The 22164-nt window shown below is 62.4% G+C and carries 29 protein-coding genes; 17 read left to right on the top strand and 12 right to left on the bottom strand.

Annotated features, from left to right (window positions below):
- Window positions 1-33 precede the first annotated feature (33 nt).
- The 6 genes from V2B23_RS06040 to V2B23_RS06015 are packed head-to-tail and all read left to right on the top strand — an operon-like array spanning window position 34 to window position 5192.
- A complete protein-coding gene (locus V2B23_RS06040) occupies window positions 34-705 on the top strand; it encodes a methylamine dehydrogenase light chain (RefSeq protein ID WP_430949514.1) in 672 nt (223 codons plus the stop codon).
- Window positions 702-2024, top strand: coding sequence for a hypothetical protein (locus V2B23_RS06035; protein WP_430949513.1), 1323 nt, complete (start codon window positions 702-704; stop codon window positions 2022-2024). Before V2B23_RS06040 ends, V2B23_RS06035 begins: the two co-directional genes overlap by 4 nt.
- Complete coding sequence (locus V2B23_RS06030; RefSeq protein ID WP_430949512.1) at window positions 2021-3610, top strand: multicopper oxidase family protein; 1590 nt, start codon at window positions 2021-2023, stop codon at window positions 3608-3610. Before V2B23_RS06035 ends, V2B23_RS06030 begins: the two co-directional genes overlap by 4 nt.
- Before the next feature lie 28 nt (window positions 3611-3638).
- On the top strand, window positions 3639-3983 hold the full coding sequence (locus tag V2B23_RS06025; protein ID WP_430949511.1) for a cupredoxin domain-containing protein: 345 nt from the start codon (window positions 3639-3641) through the stop codon (window positions 3981-3983).
- Window positions 3983-4306: a cupredoxin domain-containing protein gene (locus tag V2B23_RS06020; RefSeq protein WP_430949510.1), complete on the top strand. Its 324-nt coding sequence runs from the start codon at window positions 3983-3985 to the stop codon at window positions 4304-4306. The genes V2B23_RS06025 and V2B23_RS06020 overlap by 1 nt, the downstream gene beginning before the upstream one ends.
- Before the next feature lie 49 nt (window positions 4307-4355).
- Window positions 4356-5192, top strand: a complete 837-nt coding sequence (locus V2B23_RS06015; protein WP_430949509.1) for a methylamine utilization protein — start codon at window positions 4356-4358, stop codon at window positions 5190-5192.
- 112 nt (window positions 5193-5304) lie between these two features.
- Here V2B23_RS06015 and V2B23_RS06010 read toward each other — a convergent pair whose 3' ends face one another.
- The gene (locus V2B23_RS06010) at window positions 5305-6132 is read right to left on the bottom strand and encodes a mycofactocin-coupled SDR family oxidoreductase (protein ID WP_430949508.1); all 828 of its coding nucleotides are present in this window, start codon (window positions 6130-6132) and stop codon (window positions 5305-5307) included.
- Window positions 6133-6318: 186 nt separating this feature from the next.
- On the opposite strand from V2B23_RS06010, the gene V2B23_RS06005 reads away from it, so the two are divergent.
- Together V2B23_RS06005 and V2B23_RS06000 are read left to right on the top strand one after the other, a co-directional pair.
- The gene (locus V2B23_RS06005; RefSeq protein ID WP_430949507.1) at window positions 6319-6918 is read left to right on the top strand and encodes a TetR family transcriptional regulator; all 600 of its coding nucleotides are present in this window, start codon (window positions 6319-6321) and stop codon (window positions 6916-6918) included.
- 131 nt (window positions 6919-7049) lie between these two features.
- Entirely contained in the window at window positions 7050-8249 is a 1200-nt protein-coding gene (locus tag V2B23_RS06000) for an AI-2E family transporter (RefSeq protein ID WP_430949506.1), read from the top strand.
- Between the two features lie 28 nt (window positions 8250-8277).
- Here the strand turns inward: V2B23_RS06000 and V2B23_RS05995 are convergent, their stop codons facing one another.
- Together V2B23_RS05995 and V2B23_RS05990 are read right to left on the bottom strand one after the other, a co-directional pair.
- Window positions 8278-9294 (bottom strand): zinc-dependent alcohol dehydrogenase family protein, encoded by a 1017-nt coding sequence (locus tag V2B23_RS05995; RefSeq protein WP_430949505.1) that lies wholly within the window; start codon window positions 9292-9294, stop codon window positions 8278-8280.
- A 28-nt stretch (window positions 9295-9322) separates the two neighbouring features.
- Window positions 9323-9694 (bottom strand): DUF2255 family protein, encoded by a 372-nt coding sequence (locus tag V2B23_RS05990; protein ID WP_430949504.1) that lies wholly within the window; start codon window positions 9692-9694, stop codon window positions 9323-9325.
- A 248-nt stretch (window positions 9695-9942) separates the two neighbouring features.
- Between V2B23_RS05990 and V2B23_RS05985 the strand changes: the two genes are divergently transcribed.
- Both V2B23_RS05985 and V2B23_RS05980 read left to right on the top strand, forming a co-directional pair.
- Window positions 9943-10227 (top strand): ArsR/SmtB family transcription factor, encoded by a 285-nt coding sequence (locus V2B23_RS05985; RefSeq protein ID WP_430949741.1) that lies wholly within the window; start codon window positions 9943-9945, stop codon window positions 10225-10227.
- The gene (locus V2B23_RS05980; RefSeq protein ID WP_430949503.1) at window positions 10212-10607 is read left to right on the top strand and encodes a VOC family protein; all 396 of its coding nucleotides are present in this window, start codon (window positions 10212-10214) and stop codon (window positions 10605-10607) included. Before V2B23_RS05985 ends, V2B23_RS05980 begins: the two co-directional genes overlap by 16 nt.
- A gap of 35 nt (window positions 10608-10642) precedes the next feature.
- Here the strand turns inward: V2B23_RS05980 and V2B23_RS05975 are convergent, their stop codons facing one another.
- Genes V2B23_RS05975 through V2B23_RS05965 form a run of 3 tightly spaced genes read right to left on the bottom strand, consistent with a single transcriptional unit; the run spans window position 10643 to window position 13896 of the window.
- On the bottom strand, window positions 10643-11284 hold the full coding sequence (locus tag V2B23_RS05975; RefSeq protein ID WP_430949502.1) for a SanA/YdcF family protein: 642 nt from the start codon (window positions 11282-11284) through the stop codon (window positions 10643-10645).
- A complete protein-coding gene (locus V2B23_RS05970) occupies window positions 11284-12435 on the bottom strand; it encodes an alpha/beta hydrolase (RefSeq protein ID WP_430949501.1) in 1152 nt (383 codons plus the stop codon). The genes V2B23_RS05975 and V2B23_RS05970 overlap by 1 nt, the downstream gene beginning before the upstream one ends.
- 33 nt (window positions 12436-12468) lie before the next feature.
- A complete protein-coding gene (locus V2B23_RS05965; protein ID WP_430949500.1) occupies window positions 12469-13896 on the bottom strand; it encodes an FUSC family protein in 1428 nt (475 codons plus the stop codon).
- A 59-nt stretch (window positions 13897-13955) separates the two neighbouring features.
- Here V2B23_RS05965 and V2B23_RS05960 point away from each other — a divergent pair, with 59 nt between their 5' ends.
- Window positions 13956-14471, top strand: coding sequence for a MarR family winged helix-turn-helix transcriptional regulator (locus V2B23_RS05960; protein WP_430949499.1), 516 nt, complete (start codon window positions 13956-13958; stop codon window positions 14469-14471).
- Between the two features lies 1 nt (window position 14472).
- On the opposite strand, the gene V2B23_RS05955 is transcribed toward V2B23_RS05960, so the two are convergent.
- Window positions 14473-14877, bottom strand: coding sequence for a PaaI family thioesterase (locus tag V2B23_RS05955; RefSeq protein ID WP_430949498.1), 405 nt, complete (start codon window positions 14875-14877; stop codon window positions 14473-14475).
- A gap of 110 nt (window positions 14878-14987) precedes the next feature.
- Here V2B23_RS05955 and V2B23_RS05950 point away from each other — a divergent pair, with 110 nt between their 5' ends.
- On the top strand, window positions 14988-15428 hold the full coding sequence (locus V2B23_RS05950; protein WP_430949497.1) for a winged helix-turn-helix transcriptional regulator: 441 nt from the start codon (window positions 14988-14990) through the stop codon (window positions 15426-15428).
- Here V2B23_RS05950 and V2B23_RS05945 read toward each other — a convergent pair.
- The 4 genes from V2B23_RS05945 to V2B23_RS05930 form a co-directional block, all read right to left on the bottom strand.
- Window positions 15425-15880 carry a PPOX class F420-dependent oxidoreductase gene (locus V2B23_RS05945; RefSeq protein ID WP_138870729.1) on the bottom strand — a complete coding sequence of 152 codons (456 nt, stop codon included), beginning with the start codon at window positions 15878-15880 and terminating at the stop codon, window positions 15425-15427. The two genes, V2B23_RS05950 and V2B23_RS05945, sit on opposite strands and share 4 nt — an antisense overlap.
- 27 nt (window positions 15881-15907) lie before the next feature.
- Window positions 15908-16402: a hypothetical protein gene (locus V2B23_RS05940; RefSeq protein ID WP_430949496.1), complete on the bottom strand. Its 495-nt coding sequence runs from the start codon at window positions 16400-16402 to the stop codon at window positions 15908-15910.
- A 61-nt stretch (window positions 16403-16463) separates the two neighbouring features.
- The gene (locus V2B23_RS05935; protein WP_430949495.1) at window positions 16464-17279 is read right to left on the bottom strand and encodes a DUF72 domain-containing protein; all 816 of its coding nucleotides are present in this window, start codon (window positions 17277-17279) and stop codon (window positions 16464-16466) included.
- Window positions 17280-17288: 9 nt separating this feature from the next.
- Window positions 17289-17480 (bottom strand): hypothetical protein, encoded by a 192-nt coding sequence (locus V2B23_RS05930; RefSeq protein WP_033233559.1) that lies wholly within the window; start codon window positions 17478-17480, stop codon window positions 17289-17291.
- 73 nt (window positions 17481-17553) lie between these two features.
- On the opposite strand from V2B23_RS05930, the gene V2B23_RS05925 reads away from it, so the two are divergent.
- The 4 genes from V2B23_RS05925 (at window position 17554) to V2B23_RS05910 (ending at window position 20096) form a co-directional block, all read left to right on the top strand.
- Complete coding sequence (locus V2B23_RS05925) at window positions 17554-17877, top strand: GYD domain-containing protein (RefSeq protein WP_033233560.1); 324 nt, start codon at window positions 17554-17556, stop codon at window positions 17875-17877.
- A gap of 29 nt (window positions 17878-17906) precedes the next feature.
- Window positions 17907-18755 (top strand): LLM class F420-dependent oxidoreductase, encoded by an 849-nt coding sequence (locus V2B23_RS05920; RefSeq protein ID WP_430949494.1) that lies wholly within the window; start codon window positions 17907-17909, stop codon window positions 18753-18755.
- Between the two features lie 67 nt (window positions 18756-18822).
- Window positions 18823-19572, top strand: coding sequence for an SDR family oxidoreductase (locus tag V2B23_RS05915; RefSeq protein ID WP_430949493.1), 750 nt, complete (start codon window positions 18823-18825; stop codon window positions 19570-19572).
- A 62-nt stretch (window positions 19573-19634) separates the two neighbouring features.
- Window positions 19635-20096: an RrF2 family transcriptional regulator gene (locus V2B23_RS05910; protein WP_430949492.1), complete on the top strand. Its 462-nt coding sequence runs from the start codon at window positions 19635-19637 to the stop codon at window positions 20094-20096.
- 6 nt (window positions 20097-20102) lie between these two features.
- On the opposite strand, the gene V2B23_RS05905 is transcribed toward V2B23_RS05910, so the two are convergent.
- Window positions 20103-20987, bottom strand: a complete 885-nt coding sequence (locus V2B23_RS05905; RefSeq protein WP_415394832.1) for a helix-turn-helix transcriptional regulator — start codon at window positions 20985-20987, stop codon at window positions 20103-20105.
- Window positions 20988-21124: 137 nt separating this feature from the next.
- Between V2B23_RS05905 and V2B23_RS05900 the strand changes: the two genes are divergently transcribed.
- The gene (locus V2B23_RS05900) at window positions 21125-22162 is read left to right on the top strand and encodes a zinc-dependent alcohol dehydrogenase family protein (protein WP_430949491.1); all 1038 of its coding nucleotides are present in this window, start codon (window positions 21125-21127) and stop codon (window positions 22160-22162) included.
- Window positions 22163-22164 lie beyond the last annotated feature (2 nt).

Below are 22164 nucleotides of genomic sequence, written 5' to 3'. Positions count from 1 at the left end.
TCGTTGGACGACAATGCGTTTCCACAGCACAACATGACAGAGAATCGATATCCGGTAGACGAGGCTACCGTTCAAGCGCAGGCCGAATGGATGGCGGGCCAGGGTGGTTCACTGACCAGCCGCACCGGCCGCAAGCTCTCCGAACGCGTCTCGCGGCGATCGATGATCAGCCGAATCGGCAAGTGGACCATGGGAGTGTCCGGCGTTGCGCTGATCAGCACCTTGCCCGTCACGCGCACCGCGTTTGCGCAAGAAGCCGCGCCTCCCGCTCCGGCACCCGGCCCGGAACCGCTTGTCCCCGTGTACGACGGCAAGAATCCCGCGGAATGTGAATACTGGCGCTGGTGCAACATGGACGGCACATCCTGCGCTGCCTGCAACGGCGGCGGTGTCACCACGTGCGCGCCCGGCAGTAAGCCCGGCGCCGAGTTCTGGGTTGGGTGCTGCACCAATCCCGATACCGGAAAGACCTACCTGATCGCGTACTACGACTGCTGCGGCGCGCCTTCATGTTCCAACGCATTCTGCGGCGAGCCGGACATGCAGGCAGTGATGTACAACCCGGTTTCCGGCAGTTACGACCAGGAAATCATCTGGTGTGTCTCCGACGAATCGCAGGCGTACACCTGCACCATGGCTCCCATCATCGGTGAGGACTGCCAGACCCGTCCGGCAGCACGCCCCAAGGTCGGTGCCGGATCATGAGTAGCAGTTCACGCACCCGAAAGCTCGCCCGGCCTGCCGTCGCGATACTCCCACTCACCGTTGTGCTCGCCTTGGCCGGTTGCAGTTCGTCCGACAACGACGAACCATCCAGCGCAGGTGATGTCACATACCCCACCGTCCCGTTCACTGCTCCGGGTGAGGGTATTTCGCTCGGGGCCAACGATCAGGAAATCGGCGACACCATTCCCGAACCCCTGCACGTCAGCTCGATCACTCCGATTGCCGCTGACCGACTCCTCGGCGTCGAAGGAGGATTCGGAGCCCTCGAACTCAGTGTCAACGTCATCGATCCGAAAACCGGTGTGGCCGAGAGCCGTATCACCGTCGGACCCGGCATCTGGGATCCCGTCATCCACGGATTTGTCGGCGACTCAGGCGATGACCCTGCGGTGCTCGCCGCCGAAGTGTGGCGTCCCCGAGGTTCGCGTGGCGCAGCCGATTTCACGGTCAGCACTTACTCCGGCAACCTGCTGGAGCCGGCCGAGGTCATGCTTCCGGACGTCGCACGCGTGCATTCGCGTCCCGGCTCCAATGCTGTCACCTCCGACGGCAAGTTCTTTGTCACCTGGGACGACGGCTTGTACGGAATCCGTGTAGTCGACTTGGAGAAGCAGGAAGCCACCGGAGCCCTCCAGATCGTCGGATGTGGACCGTTCACCTGGATGGTCGGACACGAGCTGTACAGCGTGTGCGAGGACACTCGCGAGCTCCTGCAGGTCACGATCAGCGACGACGGAGTCCCCACCGAGACTGCCCGATCCAAGGTATTGCCCGACGATTTCGTCTCAACTCGCAAGGTGACGTGGGCGGCCGACGCACAGAAAGCGTTGTTGGTCAGTGAGAACGGTGACGTCTTCGTCTTCGACTTCTCGAACGGACTACCCAAGGAAGCCGTCAAGCCTATCGGAAATGCGGGCCAGGATTCCGGACGCTTCTCCGAGAACCTCATCAACGCCGATGCAACGCGTCTGGCAATCGAGTACACCGACAGCGCAATTCACCCGGACTCAGCACGCGGTGGTTCGATTGTGAAGGTCGATCTCTTCGACGCGGCTACGTTCGCCCCGATCAAGAGTCTTTCTCTCGCCGACCTCGGCCTCACCGATATCGGAAGCACGGCGTTCTCGGTCGACGGCGCCACGTTCTACGTACTCGGTACCGGGCCGGAGGTAGAAGGCTCCGCTCCGCAGAAGATCGTGGGCTACAACGCAACTACCGGTGAGCAGGTCAGTTCCGTCGACATCTCGGGGAATGTCGGTGATGTCACCGGGTTGATCACACCAGAAGTACTCCGATGAGTCGTCCCGGATCCGGTGTGGTGATGGGCCGGCGTCGGTTCCTGAGTCTGGGAGCACTCGGCGCCGGAGCACTCGGGCTCGGCGCAGTGGGAACGATCGCCGGATGCAGTTCCACTGCAGCAACTCCGACGCCGCCGGCCGATCTCGACTACATCCTGCCCACCGACCCCGAAGTTGCTGCCGCAGAGTCGGCACGAGCCTGGAACGGAACCACCGCCGCGTTTGCCCTGGCCGCCGGATTCTCGACGGTTGATCTCGGCGGACGTCTTGTGGACACGTGGACGTACGGTGGCGCTGCTCTCGCTCCGGAACTTCGGCTGAAGTCCGGTGATCGAGTGAACGTCTCCGTCCAGAACAGCCTCGATGCCGAAACCACGCTGCACTGGCACGGAATTCGAATCCGCAACGACATGGACGGCGCGGCACCCACCACGCAGGCTCCCATCGCGGCGGCTTCGACCTTCGACTACAACTTCGTCGCCCCGGATCCGGGAACGTACTGGTACCACTCGCACAGCGGACTTCAGGCAGACCGCGGACTCTTCGGCGCCATGATCGTCGAGGACCCGAACGACTCCAGTGGGGCCGACGCCGATGCCGTTCTGGTACTCGACGACTGGGTCGACGGATTGGGCACCACGCCCGATTCCGTACTGATGGCACTCAATCCGGCGATTGCCGGTGGCCACGGCGGCCATGGCGGGGCCGCATCAACACCCGTCGAGCACACCGCAGGAGACATGGCAGTTGCGCAGCAGTTGGTGAGCGCCGGCCATGGTTCTTCCGACGCTTTGGGCGGCATGACGCAGCACATCGCGTATCCACTGCACTTGATCAACGGGCGACCGCCCAACGATCCCGCTGTTGTGACCGCCGCACCTGGTTCGACCCTGCGACTACGAATCATCAACGCGGCCGCCGAAACTCCGTACCGATTTGCCGTGGCCGGGCATGAGATGACGATTGTCGCCACCGACGGTTACGACGTGGAACCGACTCCTGCCGACGCCATCATCGTCGGAATGGCTCAGCGCTACGACGTACTCGTGACGGTGAAGTCTGGAACGTGGCCGGTGGTAGCCAAGGTCGAGGGCCGCGACGGCTACGCGTCGACGGTCCTGCGCAGCACCGACGCCTTGGCGCTTTCGAATCCGGATGTGGGTGGCGTGATCTCGGAATTGGGTGGCCGATTGGTACTCGAAAGCGCGCTCCGCCCCGCGGAATCCGCACGCCTCGAGACCAAATCACCGGATCGCGACTACCACATCGAACTGATCCAGGCCGGAGACCGCTACGTGTGGGGTATGGCCGGCGCCGATGCGGGCAAGCTCGTGATGAAACAGGGTGAACGCGTTCGGATCACGATGAAAAACACGTCCACCATGTGGCATCCCATGCACACCCACGGCCATACCTTTGCGGTGCCGGATTACGGCGGGCTTCGCCGTGACACCGTCAACGTGCTACCAGGCAGCGAACTCGCCATCGAGTTCGATGCCGACAATCCCGGCGAGTGGATGTTCCACTGCCACAATGCCTACCACTTCGAAGCCGGAATGACGGCAAATCTGCGTTACGTCCGCTGACAAGTAAGAAGAATCGAGAGGACCTCTCATGAAGAAGCTCGTTCCCGCTTTCCTCGCCGCTTGTGCGGCTTTGAGTCTCACCGCCTGCAGCAGCGACAGTTCGGCGTCGGACGAACCTGCCGTCGTGATCGAGGTGAAGAACATGGCCTACACACCGGCGTCGGTCACGATCGAGAAGGGCCAGACCGTCGAGTGGAAGTTCGACGACAGCGGACTTCCCCACGACGTGGTCGGCAACGGTGAGCTCGAAGGGAAACTGAAGAGCGAGTTGCTCACCGAGGGAACCTTCTCGTTCACGTTCGACGACGCCGGCACCTTCACCTACCACTGCACGCCCCATCCGATGATGGTCGGCACCGTGATCGTTCAATAGTGAGGAGGTGGATCGTCGGCTTCGGCCTTGCCGTCGCAGTAACGTGTGTTCCTGCTTGCGGCACAGAAGATCCCGCCCCCGACGTCGTGGTCGAGATCAGCAATGTTCAGTTCAGCCCGATGGACGTAACCGTGGAACACGGCGGCACCGTCGAGTGGCGTTTCGATGACGGCGGACTACTGCATCACGTGGAATCGCCCGGACTGTTCGACAGTGGCATCACCGGAGACGGCACCTTCCGGCACACGTTCGAAAGCGCCGGCGTCTACGAGTACTCGTGCTCCGTGCACCCGTACATGATCGGAGTCATCACAGTGCTGTGACTTCTGGCTCATCACTTTTCGTTGAACTACATACATTTTGGAGGATCTGATGACTACCGTTCTCTCACACGGCCCACTCCAGACCGATGTCCCTGACATCCGGCCGACCCTTCAAGGCTCGGTCGGCACCGCCACCCGCGCCAGCCTGATCGCGGCAGGTGCTGCGGCGGGCGCCGGCATCGCACTCGTGGTCGCGCCCTCTGCGACAACCGCTTTGACCACTGCAGTCGTCGGAGCCGGACTGGTCACCTCACTGGCCGCCAACTGGTCGACCTGCGGAATGTCGGTTGCAGGAGTTGTTGCTGCACCGAAGCAAGGTGACCGTAAGGGATCTTCGACGCCGGTGCGCCGACTCGGTTGGCATGCACTGGGTTCCGTCACGACGGGAGCCGTCACCGGCGCCCTGATCGGCGCTCTCGGCGCAGCGATATCTGGTTTCATTCCGATCGGCTGGGCGTTAGGCGCCTGGGCTGTTGTGGCACTTGCGTACGGTCTGCACGAGTTGGGCGTCCTCACGATGCCGACTCCGATGCGGCGCCAACAGCTTCCGCGTCATCTGCGCCGCACCATGGCGCCGTGGAAGGTCTCATTGATCTTCGGCGCGATCATCGGACCCGGATTCCTGATCTTCATCCGATCGAGTGCTTACTACCTCTTGGCACTCGGCGTCATCGCCTCGGGTTCACCGGCTCTGGGCGCGGCACTGTTCACCGTTGTGTCCCTCGGCCGCTGCATGCCAAGCCTCGCGGCAATCGTGCACACCAAGCGCGGTGGCTCGATGCCGGGCTTCCTCTCGGTGATGTGCGTCGTGGACCGTCGGGTGCAGAGCATCACGGGCGCTGCACTGATCGCGCTGGGAGCGTTTGCTGCCTTCGCGTTGATCTGAGTTTCCGTCGAAAGTAGTGTGGCCGGTGAGCATTTGCTCACCGGCCACACCAGCGAATCTTGTGCTGGGCCAACTCGTGCGCGAGGGCCTTGTTATGAGCCCGAGCCGTCGGTTAGAGCTGACCGCCGGCGTCGACGGTGTGCGTGGTTCCCGTGACATAGCGTCCGCTGTCTCCGACGAGGTAGAGCACCGCCTCGGTGATGTCGGATGATTCGAGCGCGGGCACCGGCAGGGTGTTGAGTGTCAATGCGGCTTCCTCGAAATCAGCGCGTGTCGGCGCGGCGAGGTCTGGCCGGAAGAGCTTGTAGGTGGCGTCGTTGAGGATCATGTCGGTGGCGACGGTGGTGGGATGGATGGTGTTGACTCGGATATTCTGCGGCGCAAGTTCTTTGGCGAGTACCTTCATGAACCCGACCAGACCCGCTTTAGCCGCTGAGTAATGTGCGGTGTTCGCGTTCGCTTTCAGAGCCGCTAGCGAGCTCGTGATCACCACGGAACCGCCCCGACCACCCGCGACGATATGCGGCACCGAGGCGACGCAGGTCTTCCACACTCCGGTGAGATTGATGTCGATCATCGTCGACCAGGTCTCCTCGGACATCTCGAGCGTCGGAGCAGGCACCGAGATGCCTGCATTGGCGAGCACGATGTCGAGCCGGCCGAGCTCATCGACACCGGCGTCGACCGCCACTTTCAAGCCTTCGAGGTCCCGGACGTCGACTTCGCGGGCAACAATGCGACGACCGAGAGCTTTGACCTCGCGCTCGGTTTCCGCGAGGTCGTCGGCAGTGGCGGTCGGATACGGCACTGTGTCGACCTGTCGACAGACGTCTATCGCGATGATGTCGGCTCCTTCTTGCGCGAGCCGTAGGGCATGGCTGCGCCCCTGACCCCGTGCAGCACCGGTGACGAATGCAACCTGACCATCGAATTGCCCCATGACAGCAAACCTTTCGGCACATGCAGCACCGACCTTCAGCGGCGCCGCGTCGTACGACAGAGGTTATGTCAGTCGATGCCAAAACATGGCGTTTTGGGAAAACTCACCCCGGGACGATTACGCGAAACCCTCCGAAGCCCGAAGATCGACGCATGCCCGAACGAACCTGGAACGATGGACCGCGTGATGAGTACCGACAACCGAATCGACCGCGGCGGCAGGCCGGCGGCAACAACCGCGCACCACCTCGCCGCCGTCGCCCAGAGACTGTTCGTCGAACGCGGCTTCGACCGGACCAACGTCGAGGACATCGCGAACGAAGCGGGCATAAGCACTCGAACCTTCTTCCGATACTTCCCGACCAAGGCCGACGTCCTGTGGGTCGAATCGGATGCCGAGATCAGCCGTCTGCGACAAGCACTCGCCGATAGCACCACGACCGAACCGTACGAAGCCGTCTTGGTGCGCGCCGTCGTCACGGCAATGGCCTTCCCCGACGACCAGATCGAATGGGCCAGACACCGCGCCCAACTGGTCCTGACGGAACCCGCCGTGCAAGCGCAGGCATCGCAGCGTCATACGCGGTGGCGAGCCGCTGCCACCGAATTCGTGAGCGCCCGCACCACCGACGAATTCTTCCCGATTGCGGTGGGACACGCGGTTCTCGCCGCCACACAATCGGCCCACGAGTACTGGATAACGCACCCGGAGACGCAACTCGCTGATCAGCTCGAACGTGCGCTTCTCCTACTACTCCCGTCCCTACCCACCGACACCGACGTGTAGCTCGCCTCGCCCCTCGGAATCGAGACCGGATGCTCGGCTTGGATTACCTCCGCTCGAGGTAAACCACCAGGACAGCGCAGCGAAAGAACTGTCCGTCCCGCTGGGCGCACCTCGAGATGCCGGAGGTTCCGATGCCCGAACCCGACAACGACTCGCCGCCCACGGTCGGAGGTACAGAACCTGCCCACGGTGACGCAGTCGGTCAACCCCATACCGCCGCCGAAGGACAACCGATCATCGCCGCGGAACAAGACGCCGCCCGAATCAGCTCACCTGCCCACCCACTGGGTGAGCCCGGACCGAGCTTCGACCGCAAGTCTCCGTTCATGATCGGGATGGCGGCGGCCGCCGGAGTGGCCGTCACTTACGGCGGGATCGAGTTGCTGATCGCAGCACACGGAGTGCTCGTCCTCATTGTCATCGCCGCGTTCCTCGCAGTCGGCCTCGAACCCGTCGTGTCGTGGTTGGTGGAACGCCGAATTCCCCGTTGGGCAGCTGTGACCGTGGTCTTCCTCGCGGCTTTCGGCATGCTCGCCGGATTCCTCGCTGCCGCGATACCTCCGATCGTCACCCAAGGCAGCGCACTCGTCGACAACGCCCCCGACTACCTGCACCACCTCCAAGAGCGCTACCCCGCTATCGACGAACTCAATTCTCGATTCCATCTTCAGGACAAGCTCCAACAGACGATCGGTGGCGACGGTGTCCCGGGTGTCGTCGGCGGGATCCTCGGTGCCGGCAAGTTCGTGTTCAGCGCGATCAGCGGAACCGTCATAGTAGTCGTCCGCACCGCCTACTTCCTCGCCAACTTCCCCCGAATCCGCGCCTCGCTCTACCGCCTGGCACCCCACTCCCGCCGCCCGCGGACCATCCTGATCGGCGACGGGATCTTCGCCAAGGTTGGCGGATACGTCCTCGGGAACATCCTGATCTCGCTCATCACCGCCGTCCTCACCTTCATCTGGCTGATCGCCTTCGGTGTTCCCTACCCACTACTGCTCGCCGTACTCGTCGCAGTACTCGACCTGATCCCGATAGTCGGATCGACACTCGCCGGAATCGTCGTCGCCCTGGTCGCTTTGACTGTGTCACTGCCAATTTCGCTCGCCACCGTCGCCTTCTTTATCATGCTCCGACTCGTCGAGGACTACGTACTCGTTCCGCGTATCATCGGCCGAACCGTCCAAGTGCCACCCCTGATTACGGTCGTTGCTGTCCTGCTCGGTGGGGCTCTGCTCGGAATCGTCGGCGCACTGCTCGCCATCCCGATCGCTGCGGCGATCTTGCTACTGGCCCGCGAAACACTCCTCCCACAGCTGGACCGTCGATAACTACCGGGGTTCGTTCAAACTCCTGCGTTCACGGAATGAGCATGGCCTTGATGGAGCGTCGCTCGTCCATCGCTGCATATGCCTCCGCGACCTGATCGAGCGGCAGAGTCAGATCGAAGACCTTGCCCGGCTGGATGTGCCCGTTCCAGACGCGGTCCAGAAGATGGTCGAGGTATGCCCGCACCGGGGCAGGTCCGCCGCGCAAACCGACGTTCTTCCAAAACATGTGCCGCTGAGGAAGATCTGCGACATGGGGAACGCCGACCCAGCCAACCATGCCGCCAGGGCGCGCGGACCGCAGAGCCTGCTCGACGGAATCTTGAGTGCCGACGCACTCGAGCACCGAGTCCGCGCCGATTCCCGAGGTGAGTTCCTTGACCCTCTCGACGCCTTCGTCGCCGCGCTCGGCAACGATCTCGGTGGCACCGAATTCCAGTGCGAGACGCTGTCGATCCTCATGGCGGCTCATCGCGATGATCCGCTCCGCACCCAGCTCCGCTGCCGCAAGAACTCCGGAGAGGCCCACCGCGCCGTCGCCAACAACCACGACCGTGCTTCCCGGCTTGACGCCTGCGCTGACCGCCGCATGCCAGCCGGTACACATGACGTCGGAGAGCGCCAGGATGTTCGGGATCATCGCCCCGTCCGGCAGTTCGGGGGTGGCGATGAGTGTCCCGTCGGCATTCTGGACACGGATCAACTCTGCCTGGCAACCGTCGTATCCGGTGCCGTGAAGGCAGTTCGCGTGCGCACCCACTTTGCAGAGCGCGCAGGTGTTGTCGCTGGTCAAGAATCCACCCACCACAAACTGTCCGGGCTTCACGGTGGTGACGTCGCTGCCCACCGCTTCGACGATGCCAACGTATTCGTGCCCGATGGGGGTGGGCTTGGCGACCTCCGCGATACCGCGGTAGCGCCACAGATCCGAACCGCACACGCACGCTGCCACTGTGCGGACTATCGCGTCGGTGGGCTCCACGATCACCGGATCGGGTCGGTCTTCGAATCGGATGTCATTGGGGCCGTAGATAATTGTGCCGCGCATGAACTACTCCTTCGCTACTGTTCGCGTATCAGGCGGGGAAAACTTCGAGGGTGGCCGAACGCGGTCCACTTTCGACAAGGTGATCGACAATGCTCGGATACTGGCGGTACTTCTTCCGGTAGGCACTGTCGACAAGCGGAAGGTCTGCGTCGTCTGCTTCGACGAACTTCACGTCGTACGCGCTGCCGCCGGAAATAATCTGCCCGGTTCCCGTCGCGATCGCGCCCTTGAACCAGGCTGCGGGCCTGCCGTTAGTGGATCGGATAAAGAGCCGGTCACCGTCGCCGACGATCCAGATGATCGTGGGCTTTCTCAGCGAACCGTCCGCCCGCCTGGTCGCGACATGTACCTCCTGAGGGTTCGCGATTGCCGCTACCTGATCTTCACTCCAGCCCGCCATGGCATGTGCCCCTTGCGTCGACGACATATTCCTTCAGCCAACCCCAGATCTGCCACGGGTGCGAGGGCTGACGATTACCGGTAATGCCAGTGCCTCCCTGGACGGACATCGCCAACCTGACACCCCTTGTGCGCAGCGAGCACCCATTGCTGCACGCCACAACCGCTGTTCGCTGCGCACAAACCGTGCTCACTCAACAGCTATTGATATGCAAGCGCAAGCTTGCCTATAGTGGTGCCGTGGTCACCATCTACCGTGCTCTCGACGACGACACGAGGCGCATCATCCTCGACGAACTCGCGGCACACGACGGCCAGACTCTGTTCGAGATCTGTTCACTGCTCACGATGCAACACGGTCTGGGCTTCACACGTCAGGCGATCTCGCAGCACCTCGGCGTGCTCGAGTCCGCTGGACTGGTCGTGACGGAGCGGCGCGGACGCTCCAAGTTCCACTACTTCAATCCCGAGCCACTCTCCGAAATCACCCGGCGATGGCCCCTCGAGACAGGAACACAATGCAAATCAAACTGACAAGCCTGTTCGTCGACGACCAGCGAGCAGCGCTCGCCTTCTACACCGATGTCCTCGGTTTCACGAAGCACCACGACATCCCACTGGGCGAAGATGCGTGGCTCACGGTTGTCTCGTCGGAGGCTCCCGACGGCCCACAACTCCTGCTCGAGCCCGCGAAGCACCCGGCTGTGAAACCGTATCGCGATGCACTCGCCGAAGAGGGCATTCCACTCGCTCAGTTTGCCGTCGAGGACGTCGAGGCCGAGTACGCCCGTCTGACGGAAAAGGGTGTGGAGTTCACCCAGCCGCCTACCGATATCGGCACCGCCGTCGTCGCCGTCTTCGACGACACGTGCGGCAACCTCATCCAGATCATCGCCGAGAAGCCGGCTCAGTAGGACTTCGGCTGTGCGCCTTTATCAACCGACCGCGGTTAATAAAGGCGCACAGCATATTTGACCGAATCCTCCGGCGGGGTCGTGACCTTGGCATCGCGACCGGACAGCATGTCGATTGCCGCTTTGGGCTTGGCGAAAATCCACTCTCGGGCTGCATTTTTGACTAATGTCGGTGTTGAGCAACCACAATCACTGTTCACACCGTCCGCATCGATCCCGGCGTCACGGCACAACGCGACGGCGCGGGGCACGTGGTAGCCCTGCGTGACGATCAACGCCTTCGACACACCATACGTATGTATTGCCCGCGAACAGGTGTCATACGTGTCCAGGCCGTATGGATCCCCGACGATACGACGCTCATCGATCCCCTGCTCTACCAGGTAGTTTGCCATGGCGGCGATCTCATCCCCCGAAGCCCCGCTCGCATCCCCCGACACCAGAACGGCACTCGCTTTACCGTCCTCGACCAGTTGAACGGCCGCGTCGAGGCGCCCTTTCAGGAACGCCATCGGCTTGCCGTCCTTGATCTGAGCGCCCAGAACGATTACCACCGGAGCCTCGGGCGAATCCGCGACGTCGAAGGTGTGACCCGACGCAGCGACGGATATCCAGACGAGAAACCCCACATAGGCAACGACGCCGAGTGCAACGAGGCCCGCAATCCATCGCTTCATTAGCGGAAGAGGTTGGCAACAAACGGAATGGTGTCGGCCTGCGATTCGATCAACGCGCCACTGTGGTCGGTGTTGTAGGCCTTGAAGGTAACGGGCTCACCATTCGCAACCAGCGCCGCAACGAGCGAAAGTGCCGACGGGGCAGGCACATCCACGTCCAACAACCCTTGGCCGATGAAGATGGGGCGGTCGTAGCCGCTGGTCGGCACACCCATGTAGTCGTTCAGAAGACCGTAGAAGTTCGGGATTTCGTTGAGCGGGCGCGACAGCACATCGCCCATCACGAGCTTCTTCGATGCCTCTTCCAAGTCTGCGGCACACAGCTTTTCGGCCAGATCGACCTGCTCGCGCCCCAGCGGAGTCAGGTACGAGTTCACGTCGATTTCCGGGTGAGCTTCACGCAGACCCGCAAGAATGTAGAGGGCATACGACGTCAGGCCTCCGCCAAGTGCGATGGGCGGAAATCCGGGGCCGGCCGGCAGGAAGACCAGTTCGATGTTGGCCGGCACACCCGTGCCCACACCGCCGCGGTAGTCGAGGGAATCCCCGCCGTATTCGGTTGCGTATCGGGCGGTGGTGATTGCCGCACCGCCGCCTTGCGATTGTCCGACCACTGCCCAACGATTCGAGATCGAAGAATCGAGGGCGCGAGCGCCCTTCACGGAGTCAACGACGCTGTGTGCCTCCACTTTTCCGTCGAGGTACGGCATGAGTCCCGGAGTTCCCAGGCCGACGTAATCGGTTGCGACCACGGCGTAGCCTTCGGCGAGCCAGCGGCCCAGATACGGGTAGTCGCGTTCCGGGAGACCTGGCCCGACCAGGGAGGGCGCGCAGGAGTCGTCGAGACCAGTGGTTCCGTGTGCCCACGCGATGACGGGCCAGCCACCTTCAGGAGCGGGACCGGCCGGTACGTAGTACGCACCACTACTGAGGGCGGGACTGCCGTCGGAACCGATGGTCCAGTACGTGAATCGGGTAGCGTCGGCGGTCCCCGGTATCCAGAGATCCCGCGGCAGCGGTTCGCTCGAGACAACGGTTCCGGTCGCAACCGATACCCCCGGTGCCTCCGCAGACGCCAGCGGCGCCAAGACCACCGAACTAATTGCCGCAGCACACAGCGCCGCAATAATCGACTTCGACTGGAAATTCACGTACCCACAACCCCTCACTCCGATGCACTGGAGTCATCGTAGGACGTGGTTCCGATCGGCGCGGCTGATTGTCACGGCCGCGACGACAACACCGATCACCACTCCGATGAGGGTGTCCGCCACTCGCGCGAGCGCCGCGCTGGTCTCGATGGGTGCGCTGAGACCGATGAGCACCAGGGCCATCGGCGTCACGGCAACCGACGTCAACGCGTAATTCTTGACGACAAACAACTCCGCCGCGGTCTGCAGAATCACCACTGCAACAACAGCCTGCCAATAACCGAGTGTCAGGGCGATCAGAGCGGCAGCAATGACCGCTCCGCCGACGTTGCCGACAAGCCGTTGGATTCCCCGTTGAACGGTCTGCTTGTAGTTCAGTCCCTGCATCGCCGCCATCGCACCCATCGACGCCCAGAGCGGATGCTCGAGTCCGGCGCCCGCGGCAACCCATCCGGCCAATGCCGACGCCACGACAATACGAACGGCATTCATCACCACGGCGCGCGAGTACAGATGCCGTAGACCGGCGACGACGTAGTTCTCCGGCGCGGGTAATTCCGATACAGATTCGAGCGAGTGCTCGATCATGCTGGAGCGCTTCATCTTACGAAGCTCACCCTCGTGCAATGCAATATCGCGAATCAGCGTCGGGTCGCCCTGCTCGCTCCACAATCGCATTGCGGCATCCGCTTCGCCGAGCACCGCCATCAGTTCACGTCCATGACCCAGCGTCGACTTGATCCGACCGCTCGACGCGATAACCGTCCGTGCATGGGCAATCGACGCCAGCGCAGTCGGGACTGAACCGCCGGCCTCGAGCCTCCCGACGTTCGCAAGCGCGCGGGCGACAGCCAGACGTGCGGGCCCCATCGGCAGCACAAGCGCGGGAAGCATCGCCGCGGCCCATCCGATCAGGACACCGATCGTTCCGGCGACGACCAGCCGAACCAGATCCGAAACACTCGTGGCAAAACCGGCTGCGCCCGTCGCTGCAAAGACAAGAATCACGGGCCCCGGACCAGTGATGCGGAAACCGGAGATGAAGCAGTACGCAGCGCCGGCCGCCAGTGAGAGAACCCCGATCTGCGCCCAGACCGGCACACCGAACATCCCCAAAGCCGCACCAAATGCAATGAACACAACAAGTGCTGCGCCCACCATCGCGAGTTTGCCCGCCAACCGGGGGTACGGCTCGTATCGTCCGAACGCCGCACTCAGCGCGCCCAGCGCCGCAAATCCCGCCAGCTCTTCGTGCCCGAGCGCACCGCCCAGAATCAGGACTACCGCGGTTGCCAGGCCCACTCGTATTGCCGGGGCAATTCCAGCGTCGGCGGAACCGAGCCGGAACGCCGCCCGCCACGTCTGCGCTGACACCGAATGCGCAATTGCTCCGCTCGAATGGCGGAGTCGGCTCGATGTCGTGCTGGGGGTCGGAGTAGTCGTCACTGATCCAGCATACATATATTTCACTAGTAAATTACTTGTGAAGTACTGTGAAATCAGTCGCTAAGATGTGTGCCATGGATCAGGCGAACAGTCCCGAAGACGACTTCATCGACAAAGTTCGTCGTGAATGGAAGCGCGCCTACCCTGAGATCGACACCTCCCCGGTCGAGGTGATGGGACGGATCACCCGCATCAGTTCACAGTCCCTCCACCAACTTGATCGCGCCCTGGCTCCCAGCGGCGTTTCTCGCGCCGAATTCGACGTGATGAGCGCACTGGCACGCAGCGATCGCCCACTACGCGCCAGCGAAGTCACCGCAGTCACCATGTTCAGCGGCGCCGCCACCACCAAACATGCCGATCGACTGGCCAAGCTCGGACTGGTGGAGCGTCAACGGTTCGAACGCGACGGACGCGTCGTGCTTCTCCAATTGACCGAAGCCGGAAGGGCTTTGGTCGAAGCAGAGTTTCCGCGCCGAGTCGAACGCGACCGCCGGTTGCTATCAGGACTGAGCGAGGACGAGAAAGTGCAACTCACCGCACTCCTCAAGCGAATCTCGGTCAACATCGACGCCGGATTGCCGGACTGAGCTACATCGGCAACGGAACGTTCTGCAACCGAACCTGTCCACGCGCCACTTCTTTTCCTGATTCCGGATCGGTGATGACAACCGACCACAACTGCTGAACGCGGCCCTGCTGAATCGGTAGTGCCACGACGTCGACGCGGCCACCGGTGCGGGCTCGTATGAAGTCGGTTCCGTTGTGAACGCCCACCGCAAATTCGCCGCGGTCCGCGACAGCGGTGCTGGCACCGATACTTGCCGCGGACTCCACGGCCGTTGTGTAGACGCCGCCGTGCACCACTCCCCACGGCGTGTGATGAGCGTCGGACAGGTCGATGTGTCCGACGACTTTGGTGCCGGACACCTCGTCGAGTTGCAATCCTGCGGCGCTCACAAAAGCGCTCGCTGCCTCGAGATCCACATCGGCCACGTCAAACTTCTCGTCTAGTCGGTTGGATTTCCCGACTCACACTGCGGCATGGATTTCATGCCGTCAAGTGCTAAGTTGGATTTCGCAACCCACTGCCGATCGGAGTGACCATGAAACCCAAAGGTCGTAACTGCTCCATCGCCAAGGCCTTGGATCTTGTAGGCGAGAAATGGTCGCTTCTGATCCTGCGTGAGATCGTCCTCGGGCAACGACGCTTCGACGCCATCGCGAGGGGCACCGGCGCCAGTCGAGATATCCTTGCCGCCCGACTTCGCACGCTCGTCGACGCCGACGTGCTGACAAAACGCTTGTACGAAGGCCATCCCCCACGCTACGAATACGTCGCCACCGAGTCCGGTAAAGCTCTGTACCCGATTCTGATGGCGATCATGGAATGGGGAGACACCTACGCGATCGACGGTCCGCCTCCCACCGTCGTCGAACATCGGTGCGGCGAGCAGCTGCACGCGCAGGTGGTGTGTGCCCATTGCAACGAGCCGCTCGAGGCGCGGGACGCCACCGTCCTGCACCTCTCCCCGACAGCTCCCTAGCGCTCCGGTGGAAATCCACCTGTTGCAATCGGCCCCCACGAATCGACGGTGACGCGGATCAGGCTCTTGCCCTGCTTGTGCATCGCTTGGCGGTACTCGTCCCAGTCGGGATGATCGCCGGCGATCGAGCGGTAGTAGTCGACGAGGGGTTCGACGGATTCCGGCAGGTCGATGAGCTCGGCCGTCCCGTTCACCTGCACGTACGGCCCGTTCCACTCGTCGGAGTGGATACACAACGACACGGCGGGAGTACGACGTACATTCACCGCTTTAGCCCGCTCCGGGTAGGTGGAGATGACGATGCGGCCTTCGTCGTCGACGCCACACGTGACCGGCGAAATCTGGAGTTCGCCGGACTTGCGGACGGTCACGAGAGTGGCACGGTGGCGCGGTCTGATGAATTCGAGTAACTCGGCATGCGAAACCCGGTCTGCACTCGCAATTTTCGACATACGACCAGCCTAGGTGGGTTTACGCGCTCACGGCATCTCGATGGTCTGAGCGCGCGCGATCTCGCCAATCGCGGCAGTGATGTACGTCGTCAGCGGTTTCTTGACGACCGCGGACAAACTACCGATCACCAGCACGGCTGAACGCAGGTACGCACCGTGGCCGATCCGGAATGAGTCGTCTTCGAGATCGGTGATGCCGAGGGCACCGGTGTACACCGCGGCTAGGGCCTGCACGTCGAGGTCGGGAAGCCACACGATGGTGGACTTGGCGCAGGCAGTGAGCGCGTCCTGCACATCTTCGCTCGAGAGTCCGTCCGGGTGGGTGTCCTCGAGGAGTTCACGAACGATAGCCGCGTGCACTGATGTGACCTGCTCGAAGGACAGCGTGCGCAGTTCCTCGACCGCCTCCGTCAGCGCGTCGCGGTTGGCCGCTCGCACCGCGGCTAGTGCGTCTGCCGTGGCAGTAGCGATGTCGCGGGCAACCTTCGGCCACTCGGTGGGCCAACTCTGCTGGGGGTTCACGTTCGGTTCTCCTTGTTCGCGCTCGCGTGTGAGCTTGCCAGGTAGCACCGACAACAAGGATTCATGTGAAACGGGCCAGGAACGCCATGGCGTTGTGCGGCGCAAAGCCCTTCATGTCGTTGTCGAAGTACACAAACACGTCGAGCCCGTCGCTCATCCAACCCCGAGCGCGTTCGGACCAACTGTCCAGAGCTGTGTCGGTGTAACCGCTTGCGTACAGTTCCTTGTCGCCGTGCATGCGCACGTACACAAAATCGCTGGTCGGCGTAGTGATCTGCGGATACCTTCCCGCGGTATCGGCGACAACAAACCCGATGCCGTGCTCGCGCATCAGTTCCACCGCCTCCGGCACGGCAAAGCTGGCATGGCGCGCCTCCACCGCATAACGGATCGGGAGTTCGATCTCTGCGTGCGCCAGCACCCGGTCTTCGGTCAGCTTCTCGTCGTGCCGGGCTGCCAGTTCAGCAGCCTGCGTCGTCGTACGCGGAAGCAGTTCGAAGAAGCTCGCCAACCGCTCGGGCTCGAACTGCAAAGTAGGCGGCAACTGCCAGAAGATCGGTCCGAGTTTCGGCCCCAGCGCAAGCACACCCGCAGCAAAGAAGTTGGCCAGCCCCGTCTGTGTGTCGAGCAGTCGCTTCATATGCGTGATGTACCGACCGCCCTTGAGGGCAAACACAAAATTCTCGGGTGTTTCACTGCGCCACTTCGCGAAACTCTCCGGTTTCTGAAGCGCATAGAACGAACCGTTGATTTCGATCGAGGTCAATTTCTCTGCGGCATAGGATAATTCCTTGCGATGTGCAAGACCGGTCGGATAGAAGTCCCCACGCCAGGCGGGGTACGTCCACCCTGAGATACCTACTCGGATATCTGCCACCAGATCAGACTAGACGCCCGATACCCCAGCGCTGAGCGCAACGGACACCGGTACGACGGTCAGGCACACCACCGCTGCGACAAACAACCCGATGACGAGCCGACGATCCCACTTTCCGCGGGCGCCGCTTGCCGCGAGCATGAAGATCACAAAACCCACACAGACAGACACGATCGTCACGATCACCGGAGTACCAACCATGGGTTGATTGTCCCCTACCCCTTTGTGGGTACACCCCTCGGAGGTGAATACCCCTGCCGAGCAAGGAGCCGAAATGCCGAAGTACCTCTGGCAAGTGACGTACACACCAACCGGGGCCGCCGGCCTTCAGAAGGAAGGTGGCACCGCCCGTCGCGATGCAATAACCCACATGGTCGAAAGTGTCGGTGGCACAGTCGAATCCTGTCACTTTGCACTCGGCAGTCATGACATGTTTGTCATCGGCAGCCTTCCCGACGCCGTTGCCGCCGCGGCCTTGAGCATTCGCACCACCGCCGAGGGAGCGGCTCGATCCGAATCCGTCACACTGCTCACGCCCGAGGAAATCGACGAAGCAGTCAATCGCCCCACCGACTACCGTGCGCCCGGCACGGAATAGATCCAGGTCACACTCGGGTTACAACCACCATGACTGACGCGACGCAGACACCTGACCTGGGCACCTACGGAATCTGGCGAGGAGCCGCCGGATTGAAGCCGGATCTGGGGGCGGCAATCGAGAAACTCGGGTTCGGCACCATCTGGATCGGAGGTTCACCGCGCGCGGACCTTCGGGTGGCCGAGAAGCTACTCGACGCGACGGAACGCATCACCGTGGCAACCGGGATCGTCAACGTCTGGTCGTCACCCGCTGCTGAAGTTGCCGAGTCGTACCACCGACTCGAAGCCAAGCACCCGGGACGGTTCCTCCTCGGAATCGGCATCGGGCATCCCGAAGCCACCGGCGATTACTCGAAGCCGTACGCCACCTTGGTGTCCTACCTGGATGAACTCGACGCGGCTCAGGTTCCGGAATCTCGTCGCGTTCTCGCCGCTCTCGGCCCCAAGGTATTGAAGCTGTCGGCTGATCGCGCTGCCGGTGCGCATCCTTATCTGACAACTCCCGAACACACTGCCGAAGCACGCGAGATTCTCGGACCGTCGAAAATTCTTGCGCCGGAACACAAAGTTGTTCTCGAGACCGATCCAGGCCAGGCGCGGGCGATCGGCCGTCCGGCTGTGGCCAATCCATATCTGCACCTACGCAACTACACAACCAATCTCGAACGCCTCGGCTTTGCACCCGACGAAATTGCGAACGACGGAAACGATCGTGTCATCGACGCACTAGTGGCCTACGGAACCGCCCGTTCCATCGCGGACAGGTTGCGTGAACATATAGCGGCCGGTGCCGACCACGTTGCGATCCAGGCACTTCCGGCCGATGGAGATCCGATTGCGACGTACGAGGCATTGGCTGCAGAACTGTTCCGGTAACTCTTGACTTGGATAATTCATATCCGAGTATACTTGGACATGAATTATCCAAGTAAAGGAGTAGAACATGAAGATCGTCATTTTCGGGAGTGGGCTCATCGGAAGTCAGGTCGCATCGAAGCTCGGTGATGCCGGGCACGATGTAAAGGCACTCGGCCGCGCGGACGGTATCGACACAACCACGGGCGAAGGCCTCCTCGAAGCCGTGACCGGCGCAGATGTAGTCGTAGATCTTACGAATTCCCCGTCGTGGTCGGACGACGACGTCATGGCTTTCTTCCGCGACGGGACCAGCCATATCCTCGCCGCGGAGGAGAAGGCGGGCGTCGGGCACCACGTCATCCTGTCCATCGTGGGTGCCGATCGACTGTCTGATTCCGGGTACATGCGAGCCAAGGTCGCCCAGGAAGACCTGGTCAAGGCCGGGCCGATTCCCTACTCGATCGTCCGCTCGACCCAGTTCTTCGAGTTCATCGCCGGAATCGCCGATGCCGGGACTGTGGACGGCACGGTCCATGCAACGCCGGCGCATCTTCAGCCGATCGCGTCGCGGGACGTCGTATCTCACGTTGCGGAGGTTGTGACCGGCCCGCCGGTGAACGGCACGGTCGAGATCGCCGGACCCGAACCGCTGGGTATCGACGAATTGGTACGACGCTTGTTCTCCGTCACCGGCGACGACCGCTCAGTGGCGCCCGATCCGGAGGCCGGCTACTTCGGCGCGAAACTCGACAGTGCCTCGCTCACACCAACTCCCGGCGCGAACGCCTGGATTGCGCCGACAACACTGGACGAGTGGTTGGCCTCGAAAGCCTGAAGAAGGCAACACCACCGATGTCCGGCCCCAACCGGTTTCCACGGCGTCGATAGAGTTCTTGTATGAAGCTTTCCGGAGGAGTGGAGTGGTCGCTCCATTGCTGTGTGGTCCTCAGCCAGGCTGACGGCCCGGTTCCCACAGCCAGACTCGCCGAACTGCACGGGGTGTCGAAGACATACCTGGCAAAACATCTGCGCGCTCTGGCGCAGGCCGGTCTTGTCAATCCGACCGAGGGCCGCGACGGCGGATACATCCTGACCCGGCCACCCGAGAACATCACAGTTCTCGACGTCGTTCAGGCCGTCGACGGTAAGGAACCTGCGTTCCGGTGCACGGAGATTCGGCAACAAGGAATCCTCGCCGCGCCGCCGGAGCAGTGCCTCGCCCCGTGCGGTATCGCCAAGGTCATGGCCGATGCCGAAAAGGTATGGCGTGCTTCGCTGTCGGGAGTCACCATTGCAGATCTTGCGGCAACGCTCGATCTCCCCGCCCTCAAGAAAATTCTGACGGCGCCGTCGAACTGAGTGCTCCTACAGGGACGTTTCTTTGTCGTTGGCCGGATCCAACTGATCCTGGGTAGCCGCCCAACTCGCCAGGAGTTTCAGCGCATCTGCCGTCGGAGTATCCGGCGCTGCGGTGTAGACCAGCAGCGTCAGCCCGGGGTTTGAGGGAAGTTCCATCGCCTCGAAGTTCAGCTCGAGATCTCCGACAACGGGATGATGCACCTTCTTGAAGCCTGTTCGATGAAAGCGCACATTGTGTTTCGCCCATCGCGTGCGGAATACCTCACTGCGCGTGGCTAATTCACCGATCAATTCGGTGAGCGCCTTGTCGTGCGGGTTCTTCCCCGCCTCAGATCGGAGCATTGCCGCAATATCGTCGGCAGCACGTTCCCAGTCGGCGAAAAATTCCTGCGAAGCCGGGTCGAGGTACACAAAGCGCGCATTGTTGGCGGGACGACGTGGATCTGCCAGTACCGGCGAATACAGCGCCCGGGCCATTCGATTGGCGGCCAACATATCGTGACGGGCGTTCCGGACCCACGCGGGGGCGTCGGTGATGGCGTCGAGTATCTGCTGAATGGCCGGACTGACACCTTTGGGTGCGGATCTCCGCTTCGGCGGAGCCGACGCACTTGCGGTCTTCGCCAGGTCGAACAGGTGATCCTGCTCTGCCTCGTCGAGTTGAAGTGCCCGGGAAAGACTTTCGAGCACCGAATCCGACGCTCCAGAAAGATTGCCGCGTTCCATTCGCACGTAGTAGTCGATGCTGACACCCGCCAGCAAGGCAACTTCTTCGCGGCGCAGTCCTTTGACCCGACGGTTTCCGCCGTACGCCGGTAGTCCCGCCTGCTCGGGAGTGATGCGCGCGCGGCGGGAGCTGAGGAACTCGCGGATCTCGGCTCGGTTGTCCATGCCGATTACGTTACTCGAGTCGTCGAAGCGCAGGGAGGTACTGCCGGTACCTGGAACGACAGGAACTCCCGCCGTCATGATTCGGACGGTTCACTGGGTATCGACACCGCGAACCGAACAACCCGAGAGGATTCATCATGCGCGCAACCATCATGTACAGCGCCGGAGACGTTCGCGTCGAGAACGTGCCTGACCCGGCACTGCAGCAGCCGACCGACGCCCTGGTACGCATCGTTCGAGCATGCGTCTGCGGATCCGACCTGCATCCGTACCACGACATGCCTGCCACACCGGGCGGCACTCCGATGGGCCACGAATTTGTCGGCGTCGTCGAAGAGGTCGGCGGCGACGTAGCCACGCTGAAGAAAGGCGACTTTGTCATCGCCCCGTTCGCCTGGTCGGACGGAACCTGCGAGTTCTGCCGCGAAGGACTGCAGACGTCGTGCCGCCATGGCGGATTCTGGGCAGGAAACGGCATCGGTGGCGCCCAAGCGGAGGCCATCCGCGTGCCACTGGCAGACGGCACCCTCGTCAAAGCACCCGTCGGCGAAGACTCGGAACTGCTCCCCTCACTGCTCACCCTGTCCGACGTCCTGGGCACCGGCTACCACGCTGCCGTCAAGGGTCGAGTGAACGAACGCACCTCGGTCACCGTCATCGGCGACGGCGCCGTCGGCCTCATGGCAGTTCTCTCCGCCAAACGACTGGGCGCCGAGCGGATCATCCTCATGGGCCGTCACAAGTCGCGCACCGATCTGGGCATCGAGTTCGGAGCAACCGATATCGTCGCCGAGCGCGGCGACGAGGGCATCGCCAAGGTCCGCGAACTGACCGGCGGTGACGGCACCCATGTTGTGCTCGAAGCCGTGGGCCACATGCCCGCCTACGAGCAGGCGATCGGTGTCGTTCGCCCCGGCGGTGTCATCAGCCGCGTCGGTGTACCTCAGTACGAGGTGGCACCCGTCGGTTTCGGCAGCCTGTTCGGACCCAACGTCACACTCACCGGTGGTCCCGCTCCCGTGCGCGCGTACATCGAGGAGCTCATGCCAGACGTTCTCGACGGAAAGATCCAGCCGGGCAAGGTTTTCGACCGAACTGTCAACCTCGACGAGGTACCGGACGCCTACCGCGCGATGGACACACGTGAGGCACTCAAAGTTCTCGTTCAGCCGTAACC

Origin of the sequence: Rhodococcus sp. 24CO (genome assembly GCF_050586165.1) — a bacterium.
Lineage (GTDB): Bacteria > Actinomycetota > Actinomycetes > Mycobacteriales > Mycobacteriaceae > Rhodococcus_F.
Note: the sequence above shows the minus strand (reverse complement) of the source record. Positions and strands in the feature narration are given on the sequence as shown.